Raw genomic sequence first — 19,806 nt, forward strand, 5'->3', positions numbered from 1 at the left:
TGAAGCGAGACCGTCTTTGTGGGGACGGTCATCGGCGGTGGGTTACAACCGGAACGGTGCGAAATCCAGATTGGTGCCTCCAGGACGCATGTCCTGCAGGTAAGAGTCCTTGTCGGCGCTCAGCTCCAGGCTCAGGGCTGCCTTGCGCTTGCCCTGGTTACGTACTTCCAGGCCTTCCATCTTTTCCCGCAGGAACACGGTCGGTACCTTCAAGTGCAGCAGCTCGTCAGTGGCCGGAGTGTGCAGCAACAGATGGACCCATTCGTACTGACCGACGGCCAGGCGTGTCACCGGGATGTTGAACCAGAAGATGTTGCGGTTGCGGTTCAATTCGCTGAAGTGGCAATTATTGACGCCCAGTACGGCACCGCCCAGTTGCTGGTTCCTGCGGGCGATGGCCTGTTTCTTATCGAGTTTCATAACATTCCTACGGGATTGGAGCTTCAGGCCGCAGCCCGAATACATGGGGCATTCTCGGGGGTTGGTCGGCAAACATAAAGCGCAACCTGCATTCGACGATGAAATATGCCGCCGAAAAATGAAACTCCCCGCAAACGGCCCCGGTCAACCCTTATGTAATGACTTTTCGTACCGTTGTTCACAGGAGAGACATCATGGGTAGCACGAGCGATAAGGTGAAGGGCGTTGCCAACGAAGCTGTCGGCAACATCAAGCAAGGCGTCGGCAAGGCCACCGATAACGACCGCATGCGCGCCGAGGGCGTAGTGCAAGAGAAAAAAGGTGAGGCCCAGCAAACCGCAGGCAAGGCCAAGGACGCGCTCAAGAAAGGCGTCGACGAGGCTTAACCGGGCTGTCGTGAAAAAACGATTGGAACGGCCATCTGCGGGTGGCCGTTTTCATGTCGGCTCGAACTTGCACCTGGGAAATTGTTCCAAAGTCGCCAAACAGGTTACTTTGTCTTGGATAACAACCCCATGAGTCGCCAGGCGACCTTCCTTTTTTGCGGCGAAAGGAGACGCACATGATGTTTCCGGCCTTGAAAGGCTTACCCCTTCATCGTGTGATGATGCGTACCGTGACCGAGTTTCTCGACGACGAGATGTCGACCTACGCCTCGGCATTGGCCTACCAGATGCTGTTTTCGCTGTTCCCCTTCATTCTCTTCCTGATCGCCTTGATCGGCTTCCTGCACCTGCCGGATTTCTTCTCCTGGCTGCGCCTGCAATCGGAACTGGTGCTGCCGCCCCAGGCCCTGGAGCAGGTCAACCCGGTGATCGATCAGTTGCAGCAATCCAAGGGTGGGTTGTTGTCGGTGGGTATCGTCATTGCCTTGTGGACCGCCTCGGCGGGTGTGCGCTTGATGATGAGTGCGATGAACGCCGCCTACGACGTGGTGGAAGGGCGTCCGGCCTGGAAACGCTTCCCGCTGTCGATTCTGTACACGGTCGGCATCGCCGGCATGCTTTTGGCGGCTGCGGCGTTGATGGTGCTCGGACCGCAGGTGATGGGCTGGATCGCGGCGCAGGTGGGGCTGGAGGAGTTCATTGTCACGGTCTGGACCATCGTGCGCTGGCCGGTGATCGTCTTCCTGCTGATGGTGGCCGTAGCGCTGATCTATTACGTAATGCCCGACGTCAAGCAGGAGTTTCGCTTCATCACGCCGGGTTCGGTGCTGGCGGTGGTGGTGTGGATCATCGCTTCCCTGGGCTTTGCGTTTTACGTCAAGACCTTTGCCAACTACAACGCCATGTATGGCAGTATCGGTGCGATCATCGTGCTGTTGCTGTACTTCTATATTTCTTCGGCGGTGCTGTTGCTCGGCGCAGAGATGAATGCGGTGATCGAGCACATGTCTTCCGAGGGCAAGGACCCTGGGGAAAAGAGCCCAGGCCAGCACGAAAAACAGCATGTGTCGGGCCTTGGGCGCGACCATTCCATCCATCACCCCCACCCTGACGAAGCCCGACCATGATTCGTGAAATCCTGAAAATGGGCGATGAACGCCTGCTGCGCATCGCTCCGCCGGTGCCTGTCGACATGTTCGACAGTCCGCAGTTGTGGCAATTGATCGACGACATGTTCCAGACCATGGAAAGCGTTGGTGGGGTCGGGCTGGCGGCGCCGCAGATCGGTGTGGACCTGCAACTGGTGATCTTCGGTTTCGAGCACAGCGAGCGTTATCCCGATGCCGAGGCAGTGCCCCAGACCATCCTGATCAACCCGCTGATCACGCCGCTAAGCCCGTTGATGGAAGAGGGCTTCGAAGGGTGCCTGTCAGTACCGGGCCTGCGTGGGGCTGTGGAGCGTTACCAGCACATCCGCTATGAAGGCTTCGATCCCAAGGGAGAGCCGATCGTGCGGATGGCCTCCGGTTTCCACGCGCGGGTGGTGCAGCATGAGTGCGATCACCTGATCGGTCGTCTGTACCCCTCGCGAATCACCGATTTCACCAAGTTCGGCTTCACTGAGGTGATGTTCCCGGACCTGGACCCGACGGCCGACGATTGATGCCCCAGCGAACCCTGTGGGAGCGAGCTTGCTCGCGGTTGCAGTGTCGGTTGGCATTGATGCAGCAGACCTGACGCTATCGCGAGCTCGCTCCCACGTTGGATCTGCGTCGGACCTCAGCAAGGGCGCTGCGGCTCCCACCCCATCGCAGTCATCGGCTTGCTGCGGGCATACCGGCTCAGGCGCTCGGCCATCGCATAAGGCAGCGCCGGATCGAAGCTGAACCCGCGCCGCTCATAGAAATCGCGCAAGTCTGGATGACAGAAAAGCCACACCGGCTCCTCCAAGCCTTTCATGGCTTCGGCGATCAAGCGTGCGGCGATGCCTTGCGTGCGGTACGCCGGATCGACGAACAACCCGGTCAACCAACGCCCGCCTGGCACCGAGCGCAAGCACAGGGCCGCGACGATTTCATCCCGCCGCGCTACCCACAGCTGGGCCTCACGCACCGCTTTCATCGACGATTGATGGGTGCGGTAGAACTTGTTCATCAGCGGCCACAGCGGGGCTTCGAGCTGCAGGTAGCGGATTTCAGTCATGGCCGGGCGCCGGGAAATAAGGGGAGGGCGATTATAAAAGAACGCGAGTGCGGCGATAGGTGTATACCTGGTTCCACATCCCGTATAAGTGGAGTACGTATCATGGCCAAAGGCATGGATTCAAAAAAGGCGGTAAAGAAAAAACCGGCGAAGACCGCCGATGAAAAACGCGCTGACAAAAAGGTCAAGAAGGTGAATCTGTTCGGTCATTGAGTGGCCCGTCTCGGCGGGCCCCGGGTGTGAGCGAGGGCGTTCCCCTCGCTCAAGGCAGCAGGCAAGCGCCCGGGATCAGAGGGCGGCGAGGAAGGTATCCACGGCCTGGGCCTTGTCGTCCGGGTGTTTCGCCTGGGCTTTCTCGACTTGCGCCATTGCCGACTTGTCCTGCATGCGCTGGGCAATTTCCTGGCTGACCGCCAGTTGTTTCTCGGGTGGCATCGCCTCGAACTCCTCCTCGGTAATGCCCATTTCCTCAAGAATACTGTCGCGCAGGCGTTCCTCAGGCGTTTTGCTCATGTAGTCCTTGAAGGCCTGCATCGCCGGACTGTCGGACAGGTTGGCCCGGGCATCCTCGGACGCCACGGTTTGCAGTTGTACGCGAGTCTTGGCGAAGGCCTCATCGACGTTGTCGCTGATAGCGGTGCTGGCGTTGACCTGCTGCGTGGCCTGGCGAGTAATGGATTCCTGGACCTGGGCGCTGCCTTGGCTGGCCTGGGCCTGGATGTTGTCTCGCAACGCCTGCAGTGCCGCACTTTGCAGGCCACTGGCGGCCTGTGTGGCGGGATCCTCCTCCACGCGCCTGAGGGGCAGATTAATCATTTGCTGTTTTGCACTGACCAACATGATTCACACCTGTAGGTAATGACTGAGCGGTGGGCAGGAGCAATTCCCATGCCGGCTCCGGCGGCCCCCGCAATCCGTGCCCTGCAGCTAAGGTGGGCGCAGACCGGGCGGCCAATCCTTGCCGCCCTGCGGCAGGGCCCCACCGCAATGACCGCTCGCGCAGAGGGTCAGGTGCTTTCGCGGATCTTGAGGTCGAAACCCAGGTCCACCACTGGCTGGGCAATCCGGTTTCCGGCCATCAATGTCAGCATCTGTTCGGCGGCGCGTTGCCCGATGGCTTCCCGCGGTGTGCTGATGCTGCTCAGGCGCGGCACCATGTGGGCCGAAGCGGGCAGGTCGTTGAAGCCCAGCACCGAGATCTGCTCGGGAATCCTGATGCCACAGCGCAGTGCTTCGAAAAGGGCGCCGTGCGCCAGGTCGTCGTTGCCGAAGAAGATCGCATCCACATCCGGATGGCTGGCCAGCAGTTGAAGAAACAATTCGCCGCCCAGGCCCACCGACGACGGTCTTGGTGTCAGCAGTTCCAGGTCCGGGTCGTACAATCCGGCTTTCTGCAGGGCCCGGCGAAAGCCTTCGCCGCGCAGCAAGGTGCGCTGGTCAAGCTGCGCGCCGATGTAGGCCAGGCGCTTGCGGCCTCTGGAAATCAGATGTTCGGCCGCGGTCTCGCCGGCCTTGAGCTGGGAGAAGCCAACGCAGTTCAGGCCCGCGCCGGGGTCCAGTTCCATCATGTAGACACAGGGGATGTTGCTGGCCTCGATCATGCGTCGGGCGCTTTCGGTGCGGTCGAAACCGGTCAGCAGCAAGCCTCGTGGCTGATAGGCCATGTAGTTGCGCAGCAGGTCTTCTTCTTCGTCCCGGGAATAGTGATAGTTGCCGATCACCACTTCGAACCCCTTGGGCCTGAGCACGCGATGAATGGCTTCCAGGGTGTCGATGAACAGCAGGTTGGACAATGATGGCACCAGTACCACCACCGAATGGCTCTGGGCCGACGCCAGTGCACGGGCGGCGGGGTTGACGACATAGTTGAGTTCCACCGCGGCCTGGCGGACCTTGTCCACCAGTTCGGTGGCGACCGTGCTGACACCTCGCAGGGCGCGGGAAGCAGTGATGGGGCTGACCCCGGCCAGGCGCGCGACTTCGTTGAGCGTAGGGCGGCCGGTGGTGCGTGTATTCTTATCGTTTTTAGGGGCGGTCATCGGGGTGGCTTGCCAAACAAAAATCAAGGCACTAAGGTAGCGCTGTCTCGACGTGGCTGCAAATGCGTGAACGGGGTTGGCCTGATCCTCGTGGCGCGGTTGTCGTGAACGAACATGCTGCAACTACAAAAATGACAAGAAGGCGTCGGCAACTTCTGCTTTTGCATTGGTGTCATACCTGGCAAAGGTAGCGCTGTCTGCGCGCTGAGGTGTTACATGAACAATCCCATCACCGCCCTGGTCATCATGGGCGTTGCCGGTTGCGGCAAGACATGCGTCAGCCAGGCCCTGTGCCAGTTGAGCGGCGCCACTGCCATCGAAGGCGACACTTTCCATCCTGCGGCCAACATCCAGAAGATGAGCGCCGGTATTCCCTTGAACGACGACGACCGTGCCGGCTGGCTCGACAGCCTGTGCCAAGAACTGCGTCGTGTCGATGCCAGGGGCGAACGCCCGGTGTTGACCTGTTCGGCCCTCAAGCATCGCTATCGCGAACGCTTGCGCAGCGCCTTGCCGGGCCTGGGCTTCGTATTCCTCGAACTCACGCCTGAAGTGGCTGCCGACCGGGTTTCCCATCGTCCGGGCCATTTCATGCCGTCGACCCTGATCGATAGCCAGTTCGCCACCCTCGAGTCGCCTGTCGGCGAGCCACTGACCCTGGCCCTGGATGCATCCAGCCACAGCGTCGACGAGCTGGCACGTGAGGCTTATGTCTGGTGGGTGGCCCACGGCCTCAAGCTCGCCAGCTGACCGGCAACAAATTTGCGTCAGAAAGACAGCGCTGTCCCGATGACTTACGAATAACTGCTTCAATAACAACAACAAATCAGGAGACACCCCCCATGTTTGGCATGTCCCACGAGACGTTCCTGCTGCTGGATGCAGTGGTCACGGTGATCGGACTCATCGTCCTCATCACCAAGTTCAAGTTCCATCCCTTCATTGCCCTGACCATCGCCGCCGCGTTCCTCGGCCTGACATCGGGCATGCCGACCGGCACTATCATCAAGGCGTTCCAGGACGGCTTCGGTGGGGTGCTGGGCTTTGTCGGCATCATCCTCGCGCTGGGTACGATGCTCGGAAAAATGATGGCCGAATCGGGTGGGGCCGATCAGATCGCCCAGACCCTGATCCGCGCCTTCGGCAGGGAAAAGGTGCAATGGGCCATGATGTTCGCCGCGTTCCTGGTGGGCATCCCGCTGTTCTTCGAAATCGGCTTCGTGCTGTTGATCCCGCTGGTGTTCATCGTCGCGCGCCGCACCGGCGTATCGATCATCAAGATCGGTATTCCGCTGTTGGCCGGTCTTTCCGCCGTCCATGGCCTGGTACCACCGCATCCGGGGCCGTTGCTGGCGATCGGCATATTCGGCGCTGATATCGGCAAGACCATTCTCTACGGCCTGATCGTAGCGCTGCCGACCGCCATCATCGCCGGGCCGATCTTCGGTACGTTCATTGCCAAGCACATTCCCGGTCATCCGAACCAGGAGCTGGTGGACCAACTGGCCCGGGAGACGAATGCCGCCGAGCTGCCAAGCTTCAGCATCACCCTGATCACCGTGCTGTCGCCGGTATTCCTGATGCTGCTCAAGACCTTTGCAGATGTGGCGCTGCCGGACGGCAACCTCTTCCGGGTCTGGATGGACATGATCGGCCACCCGATCTCGGCCTTGCTGCTGGCCTTGCTGCTCTCGCTGTACACCTTCGGCTACAAGCAGGGCATCGGTTCCAACCAGATGCTGAAGTGGCTGGACGCCAGCCTCGCTCCGACGGCTGCGATCATCCTGATCATCGGTGCCGGCGGTGGCTTCAAGCAGATGCTGGTGACCAGCGGCGTGGGTGACGTGATCGGCCACATGGCCGTGAGCGCGCAGATTTCTCCGATCCTGCTGGCCTGGCTGGTGGCGGCGGTGATCCGTATCGCCACAGGTTCGGCGACCGTGGCAACCATTACCGGTGCCGGTATCGTGGTACCGGTGGTAGGGATGATTCCGGGTGTGAACCGTGAGCTGCTGGTCCTGGCCACCGGTGCCGGATCGCTGATCCTGTCGCACGTGAACGATGCGGGTTTCTGGCTGGTCAAGCAGTACTTCAACATGACCGTGGCCGAAACCTTCAAGACCTGGACGGCGATGGAAACCATCCTGTCCGTGGTGGGGCTGATCTTTATCCTGCTGTTGTCGCTGGTGATCTAAGCACAGCACAACATAAGCGCAGGACAACATCTGTGGCGAAGGAGCAAGCTCCCTCGCCACATTTTTTCTCTGTATTAGCCGTTGGTCTTCGAGACTAACCCATCCGCCCGGAACATCGCGCGGATTCCACGCACGGCCTGGCGTATCCGGTCCTGGTTCTCGATCAGTGCGAAGCGTACGTGATCGTCTCCATACTCCCCGAAACCCACTCCCGGCGAAACGCAGACCTTGGCCTCGGCCAACAGCTTCTTGGCGAACTCCAGCGAACCCAGGTGTGCATAGGCATCGGGGATCCTGGCCCAGACGTACATCGATGCCTTGGGGTTCTCCACCATCCAGCCCAACTCATGCAGGCCCTTGACCAGCACATTGCGGCGTTGGCGGTACTGCTCGGCGATGTCGCGCACGCATTGCTGGTCGCCTTCCAGAGCGGCGATGGCCGCCACTTGCAGCGGGGTGAACGTGCCGTAGTCGTGGTAGCTCTTGATCCGCGCCAGGGCGCTGACCAGCTCTGGATTGCCCACCATGAAGCCGATGCGCCAGCCCGCCATGTTGTAGCTCTTGGACAGGGTGAAGAACTCCACCGCGATGTCCTTGGCGCCCGGTACCTGCATGATCGACGGGGCTTTCCAGCCATCGTAGACGATGTCGGCGTAGGCCAGGTCGTGGATCACCAGTACGTCGTACTGCTTGGCCAGGGCGATGACCCGCTCGAAGAAATCCAGCTCCACGCATTGTGCGGTGGGGTTGGAGGGGAAGCCGAGGATCATCATCTTCGGCTTGGGGATCGAGCCGCGGATGGCCCGCTCCAGTTCAGCGAAGAAATCCACGCCCGGCACCAGCGGCACCGAGCGCACCTGGGCGCCGGCGATCACCGCACCGTAGATATGGATCGGGTAGCTGGGGTTGGGCACCAGCACCGTGTCGCCCTGGTCCAGGGTTGCCAGCATCAGGTGGGCCAGGCCCTCCTTCGAGCCGATGGTGACGATGGCTTCGCTCTCGGGGTCGATGTCCACCTCGTAGCGGTCCTTGTACCAACGCGAAATGGCGCGGCGCAGGCGTGGGATGCCCTTTGAAGTGGAGTAGCCGTGAGTGTCTTCGCGCTGGGCGACGGTGACCAGTTTTTCCACGATGTGCGGGGGCGTGGCGCCGTCGGGGTTACCCATGCTCAAGTCGATGATGTCTTCGCCGCGCCGACGCGCAGCCATCTTCAGCTCGGCAGTGATATTGAATACATACGGGGGGAGTCGATCGATGCGCGCAAAGCGGCGCGGCGAACCTTGTTCGGCCATTGTTGCCTCGAGATACGTGAGCGCCCGGAACCGTCCGAGCGACGTTGGCCACTGCGGTGGCCTGCGGCGCAAGATAAGGGTGGGCAGGGGCGATTGTCCAGTGGCGGCCGACAACTATTTTCGACGACACTGTCGGCCCGGTCGCGGGCCTTTGTAGGCGCCAGCGACCAGCTTGACTCGTTTCACACTTTCGAACGGAATGAACAATGGAATTTTCCAGCGGTTTCCTGCTGAGCCTGTCCTTATGCCTGGATATCGGCGTGGCCAACATCGCGATGATCACCCTGGCCATGCAACGGGGTTATTTCCAGGGGTTTGCCCTGGGCCTGGGGACCTGTGTGGGGGACCTGATCTACGCCGTACTGGCCCTGGCCGGCATGACCGTGCTGCTGCAATACGAGGCGGTACGCTGGGTCCTCTGGATCGGCGGCTCGGTGTTGTTGCTGTATTTCGCCGCCAAGATGATCCATTCGGCGATCTATCACGACGCAGTGCTGGCGCAGGCAAGCGAGGCGCGGGACAGTTCGTCGCGCCAGGAATTTTTGCGGGGGATTTTCCTGGCCATGTCATCGCCCAGCGCCATCCTCTGGTTCGCGGCCGTGGGCGGCACACTCATCGCCCGTTCAGGCGGCGGCACGGTACTCAGCTCGGCGCTGTTCCTCAGCGGGTTCCTCTGCGCCGGGCTGCTGTGGAGCGCAGGCTTGTGCCTGGCAGCGACCCAGGGCGGCAGATTGCTGGGGGACAGGCTGCTGCGTTACTCCTATTGGGCATCCGCGGCGATCTTCTGTTATTTCGCGGTGTACGTGATCGTTTCTGGCTACAACGAGTTCGTCGGTGGAGCTGCCGCGCCTGTACTGCCAGTTCACTGACAAGCGAAACGGCCCTGGCAATCACGGTTTGGCTTCTATACTGCCAAGCCCGACTTCATGTTTTGCGGAGTGTTGACGCATGGAAAAGCACGAACGCGAGTACACAGCCGAGCCACGCTTTGAACAGGGACACTTCAAGCTCATCGCCGGTTTCGGTGCGCGTTTTACCCCGGAAACGGCCCAGGATATCCCCTTGCTCTGGGAAAAGTTCTTGCCCTGGCTCGGTAATGTGCCAGGGCAGAAAAGCGACGTGACCTATGGCGTATGTTGCAATCCGGACGGGAAGGGCGGATTCGAATACATCGCCGGGGTGGAGATCGGCCGACTCGACGATTTGCCGGAGCAATACCGCTGGATCGAAATCCAGCCCGCCTACTATGCGGTGTTCGAACACCGGGGGGCGCTGAAGACGCTGCCGCAGACGTTCCAGTACATCTGGAAGCAATGGCTGCCCGAGTCCGGGCATGAGGCGGCGGACGAACCGGAGTTCGAGCGCTACAGTGAAGACTTCAACCCCAGGACAGGGGAAGGCAGCCTGGAGATCTGGATACCGCTCAAAGTCAGGTAACGCGCTGGGTCAGAGTACCAGGCCCATCCGTCGCTCATACCCGACGAGGCCCTTGTAGGCCTCGCCGCTGTCAACCCAGCCCAACCGGGTGTACAGGCCGATGGCCGATTCGTTGCTGGCATCGACCGAGAGTTCCAACCCCCTGATTTCCGGCCAGGCCGCTCGCGCCACGGCGGGCAGCGCCCGCAGGCAGGCCTTGCCGTGCCCCTTGCCCTGGGCCCGATGATCCACTTGCAGGGCGTGTAGCGTAGCGCTGTGCTCATCGGCCCAGGCCGGCAGGGCCGGTGGGCGCTTGAGGAGCAGGAACGCCACCGGTACGTCATCGGCCAACAGGGCGAACCCCTTGACCCCCGGGCAGGGCCTGGACAGCAGCATATGCAGCGCACCGTGGATATCGCCGGCGAACCTGAGTTGGTGGGGCAGAACCTCGATCGCCTCCACTTGCAGGCACTGGCCAGCGGTGAGGTGCTCGTAGGCGACGAGTTGAGCGGTCACGAAAGCGTCCGTTGTCGGCTGGCAGAATGAGGCAGGGATTCTAGCGTTATTTTTCCTTGAATTATTTTTGTCTGGGTTGTCGATTTGCCGTTGCTCCAGACGACAAGGGATGTCTTCAACAAAAAACGCGGAGAACCAGCATGAATACCCAAGCCACTGAAACCGAAATCCAGGCCCTGATCGATACCTATCGCCAGGCTGTCATGGCCAAGGACGTGGAAAAAGTCATGGCGCTCTATGATGAGGACATCGTTTCGTTCGATGCCATCCAGGCCCTGCAATTCAAGGGCAAGACTGCTTATCGTGCGCATTGGCAGGCCTGCATGGAGATGTGCCCCGGCCCGCACAAGTTCGAGTTTCATCAGGTCAGCATCACTCCGGCGGACAGCATCGCTTTCGCCCACTGGCTGGCCTATTGCGGCGGCACCAATGAAAAAGGCGAAGAGCAGGCCTGCTGGATGCGTGTGACGGCCTGCTACCGGCGCGTGGCCGGACAGTGGAAGATCGTCCATGAACACTGGTCGGCGCCGTTCGACCCGATGGCCGGTACGGCGCTCTTCGATCTGCAGCCCTGATCGTCGGTTTTTTCACCATTACGTTCGCCTGCCGTCATAGTTGATCGGTTCGATCACGGAGCTTTCCATGAAGTACTTATGCCTGGTGTATAGCAACGAACATGTGCTGCACAACTCCCCCGACAGCCCGGAGGACGCCGAGTGCATGGCCTATGCCGAGTCGATCCAGGGCAGCGGGCGGATGATCGCCGCCGAAGCCCTGGAGTCGGTGCAGACCGCCACCACGGTGCGCATGCGCGGCGGCAAGTTGTCGATCACCGATGGTCCGTTCGCCGAAACCAAGGAGCAACTGGCGGGCTTCTACCTGATCGACGCCAAGGACTTGAACGAGGCCATCCAGGTCGCCGGCCATATCCCGGCGGCCCGGGTCGGCTGTGTCGAAGTCCGACCGGTACGCCAACTGAACCCCTGAACAACAATCACAAACAGGATATCGTTCATGAACCTCAAGCCTGCTTCTTTCGAGCTGTCCATCAGCCGCTTGATCGCCGCTCCGCGCCAGGACATCTTCCGTGCCTGGACCGAACCGGCCCTGCTGGTCCAATGGTGGGGCCCCCACGGCATGACCACGCCGGAATGCGAGATGGACCTGTGGGTCGGTGGCCAGTTTCGCACGTTGATGCGGGCGCCCGACGGCAGCGAGTACCCCACCATGGGGGTGTTCCTGGAAATCGTCGCGCCGCAGCGGCTGGTGTTCACCGATGCGTTTCTCCCCGGCTGGCTGCCGTCCGGCAAGGCCTTCATGACCGCCGAGGTGATGCTCGATGAAGAGGGCGGCAAGACCCGCTACACCGCCCGCGCCTTGCACTGGAACGAAGAGGACCGTCAGGCCCACGAGGCCATGGGGTTCCACGAGGGCTGGGGGCAGAGCCTGGATCGGCTCGAGGCATTGGTCACCCAGGGCCTGTCCGATTGATGCCGGCCGAAGCGGTCAAGGCGCGGGTCGAGCAGGTCTACAGGCAAGACTCGCGACGGATCCTGGCGACACTGATTCGCCTGCTGGGGGACTTCGACCTGGCGGAAGAGGCACTGCACGAGGCTTTTTTCATTGCGGTCGAGCGCTGGCAACGCGATGGTGTGCCGGACAATCCCCGCGCCTGGCTGGTGTCCGCCGGGCGCTTCAAGGCGATCGACAGCCTGCGCAGGCGGGCGCGCTTTGCGGCATCGCAGCCGATGCTGATCGCTCAGCTGGAGACGTTGGAGCAGGCCGACTGGAGCGACGAAGACGTGGAAGATGACCGTCTGCGGCTGATTTTCACCTGCTGTCACCCGGCATTGGCGGCGGATGCCCAGGTACCGCTGACCTTGCGGGAAGTGTGCGACCTGACCACCGAGGAAATCGCCCGGGCCTTCCTCGCCGCTCCGGCGGCCATCGCCCAGCGCATCGTGCGCGCCAAGGCGAAGATCCGCGATGCGAAAATCCCGTATCAGGTGCCCGCCCGCTCGGAGCTGCCCGAACGCCTGGACAGTGTGCTGCGGGTGATCTACCTGGTGTTCAACGAAGGTTATTCGGCCTCGATGGGGGCCGAGCTGACCCGGGATGACCTGACTCGCGAAGCCATTCGCCTTGCGCGCCTGTTGATGGAGCTGTTGCCGGAAGCCGAGGTCATGGGGCTGTTGGCGTTGATGCTGCTGCACGAGTCCCGGCGGCCGGCGCGCACCTCGGCCACTGGTGAGCTGGTCCTGCTGGATGAGCAGGACCGCTCCTTGTGGGACGCGCAATTGATAGCCGAAGGCTGTGCCTTGGTGGAAGCCGCATTGAATACCCGTCGGTTCGGACCTTATTGCCTGCAAGCGGCGATTGCCGCGGTCCACGCCGAAGCCCCCAACGCAGCGGACACCGACTGGCCGCAGATCGTCGGGCTATACGATGTACTCCTGCGGGCGATGCCATCGCCGGTGATCGAACTCAACCGTGCGGCCGCCCTGGCCAAGCGCGACGGACCGGCGGCCGGCCTGGGCTTGATCGACGCGATCCTGGCGCGTGGCGAGTTGCTCGACTACCACTTGGCCTATTCGGCGCGGGCCGAATTCTGTCGGCAATTGGGACGGATGGATGAGGCGCGGACGGCTTATCGACGTGCCCTTGAATTGACGCAGCAATTGCCGGAACGGCGGTTTATCGAAGGACGGCTTGCGGGGTTGCAGTCATGAACCACAGTGACCCCCTTGTGGTAGCGAGCCTGCTGGCGATGGCGGAAGACCAGACACATCGACTGAGATGCCCCCATCGCGAGCAAGGGGGGCGATGACTGATCTCGCATTTTTGAAATACCAGAAACCACAGTGGGAGCGAGCTAGCTTGCGATAACGGTAGACCAGCCAGTCTCTATATCGACTGACAGACCCCTATCGCGAGCAAGCCCGCTCCCACAGGTTTTGTGGCTTGGCTGGCTGCGTTGAACCGCAGCCAGCCAGCGTCGATCAGAACTCGTGATCGGCGTTGTCCGGGTTCAGGTCGCTGATGCCCAGCTTGCCGGCGGCCTGTTCGATCGAACCGGTCTGCTTGACCAGCGCGGCGATGGCGTCGCGCACGATCTGGTTGCCCGCGGTGTTGCCTGCGGCGATCAACTGGTCGTAGTGCTCACCCTTGTTGGCGTGATCGACCATGACCTGGATCTTGGCTTCGGTATCGGCCAGCTCGGCCTTCAGGGTGGTGTCGACGGCCGGATCGGCCTTGGCCACCAGAGACGACAGGCTGGCGCCAGTCATCTTGGTGCCATCGACGCGGGTGTATTCGCCCAGGTAGACGTTACGTATGCCCTTGGCATCGTAGAAGTGCGAGTAATGGGTGTTGTCGCTGAAGCAATCCTGCTCGTCTTCTGGCGAATTGGCTTCCAGGGACACTTTCATGCGCTCGCCCGCCAGTTCGCCCAGGGACAGGCTGCCCATGCCGAACAGCATCTTGCGCAGGCCGGTTTCGGCAGGTTCCGCTTCCAGGGTGGCGCGGTAGTTGTCGGCCACGTTCGGCTTCCAGTTGCCGACCATTTCTTCCAGGTCGCTGACCAGCAGTTGGGTCACGGCCTTGAGGTAGGCGCGGCGACGGTCGTTGTGGCCGCCGGTGGCGCCGGCGCCTTCCAGGTAGTCCGAAGCCGGACGGTTGCCCGCACCCGGGCCGGTGCCGTTGAGGTCCTGGCCCCACAGCAGGAATTCGATGGCATGGTAACCGGTGGCGACGTTCGCCTCGGAACCGCCCAGCTCATTGAGGCTGGCGAGTTTTTCCGGGGTGATGTCCTTCACGTCGACCTTGTCTTCGCCCACCTGGACTTCGGTATTGGCGATGATGTTGGCCGTGGCGCCCGGGTTACCCAAGGCGTGCTCGTAGGACTTGTCGACATAGTCGATCAGGCCTTCGTCCAGGGGCCATGCGTTCACCTGGCCTTCCCAGTCGTCGACGATGGTGTTGCCGAAGCGGAACACTTCGCTCTGCAGGTAAGGCACGCGTGCGGCGACCCAGGCTGCCTTGGCGGCTTTCAGGGTCTCGGCGTTTGGCTTGGCCAGGAATGCATCGATGGCGGTCTGCAGGGTTTTCGCGGTGGATTCGGCATCGCTGTAGACGGCATAGACGATGTCGGCGTAATGCGCGACAACGGCCTTGGCGGCGGCTTCGTCGACTTTGCCGCTGGCAGCAGGGGCGGCCGGTGCCGCAGTGCTGGCGGCCGGCGTCGGCGCTTGCGGCGCGGCAGCCTTGTCCTTGCCTTCGCCGCAACCGGCGAGGGAAATAGCGATGGCCAGCAGACTGGCGGAAGCCAGAGGCATACGAATCATGGCAAACATCCTGCTTCGGTAATGAATGGGGACTGGCGCGAGGGCGCGCAAAGGTGCGACATAATGCGAAAGATTTGCATTATGTGTAAAGGGCGTGACTGTAAATATTTCTTGTTCATTCATGAAAGATCACAGCCTTGCCCGGCGTTTTGCGGGGGCATTTCCGTTCCCCGCAGGCACCGAACCAGCCGTGGTCTTTCAGGTATTCAGAGAGTGAGGGCCTTGCTGCGTTGCGCCTGTTTCAGGTAAGCGCCCAGCTCCCGCGCCGGCAGGGGTTTGCTGTAGTAGTAGCCCTGACCTTCGTGGCAGCCTTCGGAGATGATGTAGGCCTCCTGCTCGACCGTCTCCACACCTTCGGCAATCACCTGCATCCCCAGGCTCTTGCCCAGCTGGATGATGGCCCGCACGATGGTCGCGTCGTCCTCGTCTTCCAGCAGGTCCTGGACGAAGCTCTTGTCGATCTTGATCTTGTCCAGCGGCAGGCTCTTGAGGTAACTCAGGGACGAATAGCCGGTGCCGAAGTCATCGATGGCGATCAGCGCACCGGAACGGCGCAGGCTCAGCAGATGCTGGGCGGCAGTGGTGATGTCTTCCATCAGGCCGGTTTCGGTGACTTCCAGTTCCAGGCTGCGAGGCGGCAAGCGGTACCGCTGCAACAGGTTGTTCACCACCCGCGGCAGTTCGGCGTGGTGCAGTTGCACGGTGGACAGGTTGACCGCCATGCGCAGTTCGATGAACCCCTGGTCGTGCCATTCGCGCAGTTGCTTGCAGGCCTGGTCCAGCACCCATTCGCCGATGGCGATGATGGTGCCGTTCTGCTCGGCCAGGGGAATGAACAGGTCGGGTGGCACGAAGCCGTGTTCCGGATGATGCCAGCGGATCAGGGCTTCGGTACCCACCACCCGCAGGTCGCGATAGCTGATCTGCGGTTGATACACGAGGGTGAACTGGTCGCGGATCAGGGCTTCGCGCAGGTCTTTTTCCAACTCGCGGCGTCGGCGCATTTCGCTGTCGACACTGGCGATGTAGAACTGATAACGATTGCGCGAGCGAGTCTTGGCCAGGGTCATGGTCTGCTCGGCTTTTTGCAGCAGCTTCTCGGTACTGCCACCGTCCTCGGGAAAAAGGGTGATGCCGATGGTGGCCCGCAGGCGGATTTCATGGTCGTCAAGGACGAAGGGCGCTTCCAGGTCATCGAGAATGCTCTGGGCCAGCTCGGCGGCTTCGTAAGGTTGTTCGATGTCGGCCTGGACCAGGGCGAATTGGTCGCCCCCCAGCCGTGCCAGGGCGCCCAGGCGTCCGCTGTGGGCTCGCAGCCGATCGGCCAGGGCCAGCAGCAGCTGGTCGCCGGTCTGGTAGCTGAACTGTTCGTTGATGCCCTTGAAGTCGTCCAGGCCTACGCACAGCACTGCCACCCGGCGTTGCAGGCGTCCTGCGTCCACCAGGATCTTGTCCAGTTGCTGCTGGAGTTGCTGGCGGTTGGGCAGGCCGGTGAGAAAATCGTACTGGGCCATTCTCAGCAGGCTGTTTTCCGCCTCGTGGCGCAGGTGCGTGTTGCGCTCGATGGAGGCGAGCAACTGGTTGGCCGTATTGATCCACAGGCCCAGCTCGTTCTGCTCATGGCCTCGCAATTGAGGAATCTGGTGTTCGCTGGGGCGGTCGGGGTTGATTTCGGTCAGGTGTTCGATGATGCGCGACAGGGGCTTGGTCAGCATCCAGTGATAGACCAGGTACAGCACCAGGCCCATCGCCAGGGCGCGCAGCATGCCGGAAATGAAGATGATCACCGAGCTGACGATGAAACTGTGGCCATAGCTGGCGGTATCGAGGGTGATGCTCAGGTCGCCGTAGTATTCGCTGTAGGGGCCGCGGCCCACCAGTTGGGTAGTGAAGGTCCGCTCCTTGTCCAGGATGAGATCGGTCAGCCAGCGGCTCTCCGATTCCTGCAAGGGGCGGCTTTTTTCGGCGAGCATGGTTTCGCGGGGGTGGCCGATGGAGGCCATGCGCACGGCCCTGTCCTGGAACAGTCCCTCGATCACTTGCATGCCCATCTCCCGATCGAGGCTGTAGACGGCCTGGGTCGAGGGATCGCGGAACATGTCGAGAATGCGCTGGGCGTCGCTGGAGACGGCCTGGTTGGTTTTGTAGGCATCGAACACGATCTGGGCGCAGCTCAAGACCACGCCAACGATCAATGCCGAGATGAGCACGACCCGGAGCAACTTCACAGACAAGCTGTTCTTTAATTCCAGCTTCAAAGAGGGATTCCTTGTACCGTGCGGGTAGCGTCAAGTTGCCATGAGTATTGGCAATCCTGTGATGTCAGTCAAAGGGACAATCAAACACAAGGAATTTCGCCTGGAACATGGCCGATATACGGTTCTTTCAGAGTGATTGCTCTACGCCCATTGTGTCGGTTGGAGGGGGGCGCAACTTGAGCCCTCGGGGGATTTTTTATTGGAATTCGGACGTGAGGTCGTTCCTGGCCCGCTGACTTGCGAAGGCATTCACGCAAGGTAAAAAAAACCCGGCGAGGCGCCGGGTTCTCTTGGATCTGGCTTCGGCAATCAGGCAGTGAAGGTCTTGCCTTCGAACTGCTCGGCCACGAATTTCCAGTTGACCAGGTTCCAGAACGCTTCGACGTATTTCGGACGAAGGTTGCGGTAGTCGATGTAGTAGGCGTGCTCCCAGACGTCGCAGGTCAGCAGCGGGGTGTCGCCGCTGGTCAGCGGGTTGCCGGCGCCGATGGTGCTGGCCAGGGCCAGGGAGCCGTCGGCTTTCTTCACCAGCCAGCCCCAGCCGGAGCCGAAGGTGCCGATGGACGTCTTGCTGAACTCTTCCTTGAACTTGTCGAACGAACCGAAGGCTTTGTTGATGGCTTCGGCCAGGGCGCCGGTAGGCTGACCGCCGGCGTCAGGGGCCAGGCAGTTCCAGTAAAAGGTGTGGTTCCAGACCTGAGCGGCGTTGTTGAAGATACCGCCCGAGGAAGTCTTGACAATTTCTTCCAGGGTCTTGCCTTCGAACTCGGTGCCTGGCACCAGGTTGTTCAGGTTCACGACATAGGTGTTGTGGTGCTTGTCGTGGTGGTATTCCAGAGTCTCTTTGGAGATGTGCGGCTGCAGTGCATCGTGTGCGTAGGGCAGCGGCGGCAATTCGAAAGCCATGGTGATTCTCCTAATCAGGTCAGTTGCGGTGAGCGCAAGGCCGATCACGGGCGGCCAGACAAGCGCCGGGGAGTTTGTACTCTTTGCGGCGCAAGGTCGGATCATAGCACCGGGGGTGCGGCATAACCACGCAACAACTGTGTGGGATAGAGGTTCCAGAGCGGTTTGCAATAATCAGCCGGCGACGATCAATTGCACCGCCACGGTAAACATCATCACCGCCACCAGCACGTCCAATACCCGCCATGTCGTGGGCCGGGCCAGCCAGGGGGCGAGCCAGGCGGCCCCCAGGGCCAGGGTGAAGAACCACAGCAGAGAGGCACTTGCCGCGCCCACGACGTAGGCGCCGGGAACACTCTGCTGGGCGCCGAGGGAGCCGATCAGCAACACGGTGTCCAGATACACGTGTGGGTTGAGCAGCGTCACCGCCAATGCGCTGAGCAGTACCGCCCGCAGTGAGCGCACGGCTTGTTTTTCACCTTCCTGCAGGCTCTGTTTCGAACAGGCCCGGCGCAAGGCCTGGCTGCCGTACCAGAGCAGGAACGCCGCGCCGCCCCAGCGAGCGATCAACAGCAGCAGCGGGCTCTGGGCCAGCAGCGTCGCCAGCCCGAACACACCGGCCATCACCAGCAGCGCATCGCAAGTGACGCACAGGGCGGCCACAGGCAGATGGTGCTCACGGCGCAAGCTTTGGGCCAGTACAAAGGCATTCTGAGCGCCAATGGCCATGATCAGGCCCAAGGCCACCAACAAGCCGTTCACATAGCTTTGCCACATCGTTGTTTCTCCATCGAAGGTTCAATGCTGGCTATTCTCCGGTGGGAAGGGGTATAAGAAAAACCAATCCTGCTGATTGCTCATTAGAGAAACTGATGTTCGATTACAAATTGCTTTCCGCATTGGCGGCGGTCGTCGAGCAAGCCGGCTTCGAGCGTGCCGCCCAGGTGCTGGGCCTCTCGCAATCGGCCATTTCCCAGCGCATCAAGTTGCTGGAGGCGCGGGTCGGCCAGCCGGTGCTGGTGCGCGCCACGCCGCCGGCGCCTACCGAGATCGGCCGGCGGTTGCTCAACCATGTGCAGCAGGTGCGTCTGTTGGAGCGAGACCTGCAGAGCCTGGTTCCGGCGCTGGATGAGGAGGGCGTACCCGAGCGCCTGCGCATCGCCTTGAACGCCGACAGCCTGGCGACCTGGTGGGCGGCGGCGGTGGGCAGCTTCTGTGCCGAGCATCAGTTGCTGATGGATCTGGTGGTGGAGGATCAGACCGTCGGCCTCAAGCGCATGCGCGCCGGTGAGGTGGCGGCCTGTGTCTGCGCCAGTGAACGCCCGGTTGCCGGTGCCCGCAGCGTCTTGCTCGGGGCCATGCGCTACCGCGCGCTGGCCAGCCCGGCTTTCATCGCCCGGCATTTTCCCGATGGCGTACGCGCCGACCAACTGGCCCGTACACCGGCGCTCGTATTCGGCCCGGATGATTTCCTCCAGCACCGCTACCTGGCCTCACTGGGTGTGGAAGGGGGATTCGAGCACCATCTCTGTCCGTCGTCCGAAGGTTTTATCCGCCTCGCCGAGGTCGGCCTTGGCTGGGGGCTGGTGCCAGAGCTGCAAGTGCGTGAGCAACTGGCCCGGGGCGAACTGGTGGAGTTGCTTGCAGATAAACCCATCGATGTGCCGTTGTACTGGCATCATTGGCGCAATGGCGGACAATTGCTCGGCTTGCTGACCGATCGATTGGTCCGCGCCTGCGGCCAGTCGCTGGTGCCTTGGGAGCCGCGATAAGCGTCAAGCCGCAAGCGGCGTAGAGTAGAGATTAACCGGCACCGGGGGGCACGCAGCCCGC

Annotated in this window: 22 protein-coding genes; 12 read left to right on the top strand and 10 right to left on the bottom strand. The window is 61.5% G+C overall.

The annotated features are described in order from the left end of the window. Positions 1 to 42: 42 nt before the first annotated feature. A complete protein-coding gene (locus BLP99_RS24480; RefSeq protein ID WP_072459494.1) occupies positions 43 to 420 on the bottom strand; it encodes a hypothetical protein in 378 nt (125 codons plus the stop codon). Between the two features lie 194 nt (positions 421 to 614). Here BLP99_RS24480 and BLP99_RS24485 point away from each other — a divergent pair, with 194 nt between their 5' ends. From BLP99_RS24485 to def, 3 genes are all read left to right on the top strand, one after another. Continuing rightward, on the top strand, positions 615 to 806 hold the full coding sequence (locus BLP99_RS24485; RefSeq protein ID WP_053146213.1) for a CsbD family protein: 192 nt from the start codon (positions 615 to 617) through the stop codon (positions 804 to 806). A gap of 176 nt (positions 807 to 982) precedes the next feature. Then, positions 983 to 1,933, top strand: a complete 951-nt coding sequence (locus BLP99_RS24490; RefSeq protein WP_072398863.1) for a YihY/virulence factor BrkB family protein — start codon at positions 983 to 985, stop codon at positions 1,931 to 1,933. Beyond that, entirely contained in the window at positions 1,930 to 2,469 is a 540-nt protein-coding gene (gene def / locus BLP99_RS24495; protein ID WP_072398862.1) for a peptide deformylase, read from the top strand. The genes BLP99_RS24490 and def overlap by 4 nt, the downstream gene beginning before the upstream one ends. A gap of 116 nt (positions 2,470 to 2,585) precedes the next feature. Here def and BLP99_RS24500 read toward each other — a convergent pair whose 3' ends face one another. The 3 genes from BLP99_RS24500 to BLP99_RS24510 all read right to left on the bottom strand — a co-directional run bounded on the left by BLP99_RS24500 (position 2,586) and on the right by BLP99_RS24510 (position 5,047). Further along, positions 2,586 to 3,008, bottom strand: coding sequence for a GNAT family N-acetyltransferase (locus tag BLP99_RS24500; protein ID WP_072459493.1), 423 nt, complete (start codon positions 3,006 to 3,008; stop codon positions 2,586 to 2,588). Between the two features lie 288 nt (positions 3,009 to 3,296). Continuing rightward, entirely contained in the window at positions 3,297 to 3,848 is a 552-nt protein-coding gene (locus BLP99_RS24505) for a hypothetical protein (RefSeq protein ID WP_072398860.1), read from the bottom strand. Positions 3,849 to 4,015: 167 nt separating this feature from the next. Further along, positions 4,016 to 5,047 carry an HTH-type transcriptional regulator GntR gene (locus BLP99_RS24510; RefSeq protein ID WP_072459492.1) on the bottom strand — a complete coding sequence of 344 codons (1,032 nt, stop codon included), beginning with the start codon at positions 5,045 to 5,047 and terminating at the stop codon, positions 4,016 to 4,018. Between the two features lie 216 nt (positions 5,048 to 5,263). Between BLP99_RS24510 and BLP99_RS24515 the strand changes: the two genes are divergently transcribed. After that, the gene (locus BLP99_RS24515) at positions 5,264 to 5,797 is read left to right on the top strand and encodes a gluconokinase (RefSeq protein WP_072398858.1); all 534 of its coding nucleotides are present in this window, start codon (positions 5,264 to 5,266) and stop codon (positions 5,795 to 5,797) included. 92 nt (positions 5,798 to 5,889) lie between these two features. Beyond that, positions 5,890 to 7,242, top strand: a complete 1,353-nt coding sequence (locus BLP99_RS24520; RefSeq protein ID WP_053146231.1) for a GntP family permease — start codon at positions 5,890 to 5,892, stop codon at positions 7,240 to 7,242. Between the two features lie 74 nt (positions 7,243 to 7,316). Here the strand turns inward: BLP99_RS24520 and alaC are convergent, their stop codons facing one another. Further along, positions 7,317 to 8,534, bottom strand: a complete 1,218-nt coding sequence (alaC, locus tag BLP99_RS24525; RefSeq protein WP_072398857.1) for an alanine transaminase — start codon at positions 8,532 to 8,534, stop codon at positions 7,317 to 7,319. A 206-nt stretch (positions 8,535 to 8,740) separates the two neighbouring features. On the opposite strand from alaC, the gene BLP99_RS24530 reads away from it, so the two are divergent. Both BLP99_RS24530 and BLP99_RS24535 read left to right on the top strand, forming a co-directional pair. Then, the gene (locus BLP99_RS24530; protein ID WP_072459491.1) at positions 8,741 to 9,403 is read left to right on the top strand and encodes a LysE family translocator; all 663 of its coding nucleotides are present in this window, start codon (positions 8,741 to 8,743) and stop codon (positions 9,401 to 9,403) included. A gap of 79 nt (positions 9,404 to 9,482) precedes the next feature. Beyond that, positions 9,483 to 9,971, top strand: a complete 489-nt coding sequence (locus tag BLP99_RS24535; protein WP_072398855.1) for a GyrI-like domain-containing protein — start codon at positions 9,483 to 9,485, stop codon at positions 9,969 to 9,971. Between the two features lie 9 nt (positions 9,972 to 9,980). Here the strand turns inward: BLP99_RS24535 and BLP99_RS24540 are convergent, their stop codons facing one another. Then, entirely contained in the window at positions 9,981 to 10,466 is a 486-nt protein-coding gene (locus tag BLP99_RS24540) for a GNAT family N-acetyltransferase (RefSeq protein ID WP_072398854.1), read from the bottom strand. Positions 10,467 to 10,606: 140 nt separating this feature from the next. Between BLP99_RS24540 and BLP99_RS24545 the strand changes: the two genes are divergently transcribed. The 4 genes from BLP99_RS24545 to BLP99_RS24560 all read left to right on the top strand — a co-directional run bounded on the left by BLP99_RS24545 (position 10,607) and on the right by BLP99_RS24560 (position 13,195). After that, positions 10,607 to 11,041 carry a YybH family protein gene (locus tag BLP99_RS24545; protein ID WP_072398853.1) on the top strand — a complete coding sequence of 145 codons (435 nt, stop codon included), beginning with the start codon at positions 10,607 to 10,609 and terminating at the stop codon, positions 11,039 to 11,041. A gap of 67 nt (positions 11,042 to 11,108) precedes the next feature. Beyond that, complete coding sequence (locus tag BLP99_RS24550) at positions 11,109 to 11,453, top strand: YciI family protein (protein ID WP_072398852.1); 345 nt, start codon at positions 11,109 to 11,111, stop codon at positions 11,451 to 11,453. A gap of 27 nt (positions 11,454 to 11,480) precedes the next feature. Continuing rightward, complete coding sequence (locus BLP99_RS24555) at positions 11,481 to 11,957, top strand: SRPBCC family protein (protein WP_092182004.1); 477 nt, start codon at positions 11,481 to 11,483, stop codon at positions 11,955 to 11,957. Further along, the gene (locus BLP99_RS24560; protein ID WP_072398850.1) at positions 11,957 to 13,195 is read left to right on the top strand and encodes an RNA polymerase sigma factor; all 1,239 of its coding nucleotides are present in this window, start codon (positions 11,957 to 11,959) and stop codon (positions 13,193 to 13,195) included. The genes BLP99_RS24555 and BLP99_RS24560 overlap by 1 nt, the downstream gene beginning before the upstream one ends. Before the next feature lie 270 nt (positions 13,196 to 13,465). Here BLP99_RS24560 and BLP99_RS24565 read toward each other — a convergent pair whose 3' ends face one another. The 4 genes from BLP99_RS24565 to BLP99_RS24580 all read right to left on the bottom strand — a co-directional run bounded on the left by BLP99_RS24565 (position 13,466) and on the right by BLP99_RS24580 (position 18,750). Next, positions 13,466 to 14,809, bottom strand: a complete 1,344-nt coding sequence (locus tag BLP99_RS24565; RefSeq protein ID WP_072398849.1) for an imelysin family protein — start codon at positions 14,807 to 14,809, stop codon at positions 13,466 to 13,468. A gap of 206 nt (positions 14,810 to 15,015) precedes the next feature. After that, complete coding sequence (locus BLP99_RS24570; protein ID WP_072398848.1) at positions 15,016 to 17,067, bottom strand: putative bifunctional diguanylate cyclase/phosphodiesterase; 2,052 nt, start codon at positions 17,065 to 17,067, stop codon at positions 15,016 to 15,018. A gap of 309 nt (positions 17,068 to 17,376) precedes the next feature. Further along, positions 17,377 to 17,973, bottom strand: a complete 597-nt coding sequence (locus BLP99_RS24575) for a superoxide dismutase (protein WP_072398847.1) — start codon at positions 17,971 to 17,973, stop codon at positions 17,377 to 17,379. Between the two features lie 174 nt (positions 17,974 to 18,147). After that, positions 18,148 to 18,750 carry a LysE/ArgO family amino acid transporter gene (locus BLP99_RS24580; protein WP_092182007.1) on the bottom strand — a complete coding sequence of 201 codons (603 nt, stop codon included), beginning with the start codon at positions 18,748 to 18,750 and terminating at the stop codon, positions 18,148 to 18,150. 95 nt (positions 18,751 to 18,845) lie between these two features. Here BLP99_RS24580 and BLP99_RS24585 point away from each other — a divergent pair, with 95 nt between their 5' ends. Beyond that, the gene (locus BLP99_RS24585; RefSeq protein ID WP_072398845.1) at positions 18,846 to 19,745 is read left to right on the top strand and encodes a LysR family transcriptional regulator ArgP; all 900 of its coding nucleotides are present in this window, start codon (positions 18,846 to 18,848) and stop codon (positions 19,743 to 19,745) included. The last annotated feature ends 61 nt before the right edge of the window (positions 19,746 to 19,806 follow it).

This window comes from Pseudomonas sp. NFACC32-1, from assembly GCF_900101215.1.
Classification (GTDB): Bacteria; Pseudomonadota; Gammaproteobacteria; order Pseudomonadales; family Pseudomonadaceae; genus Aquipseudomonas.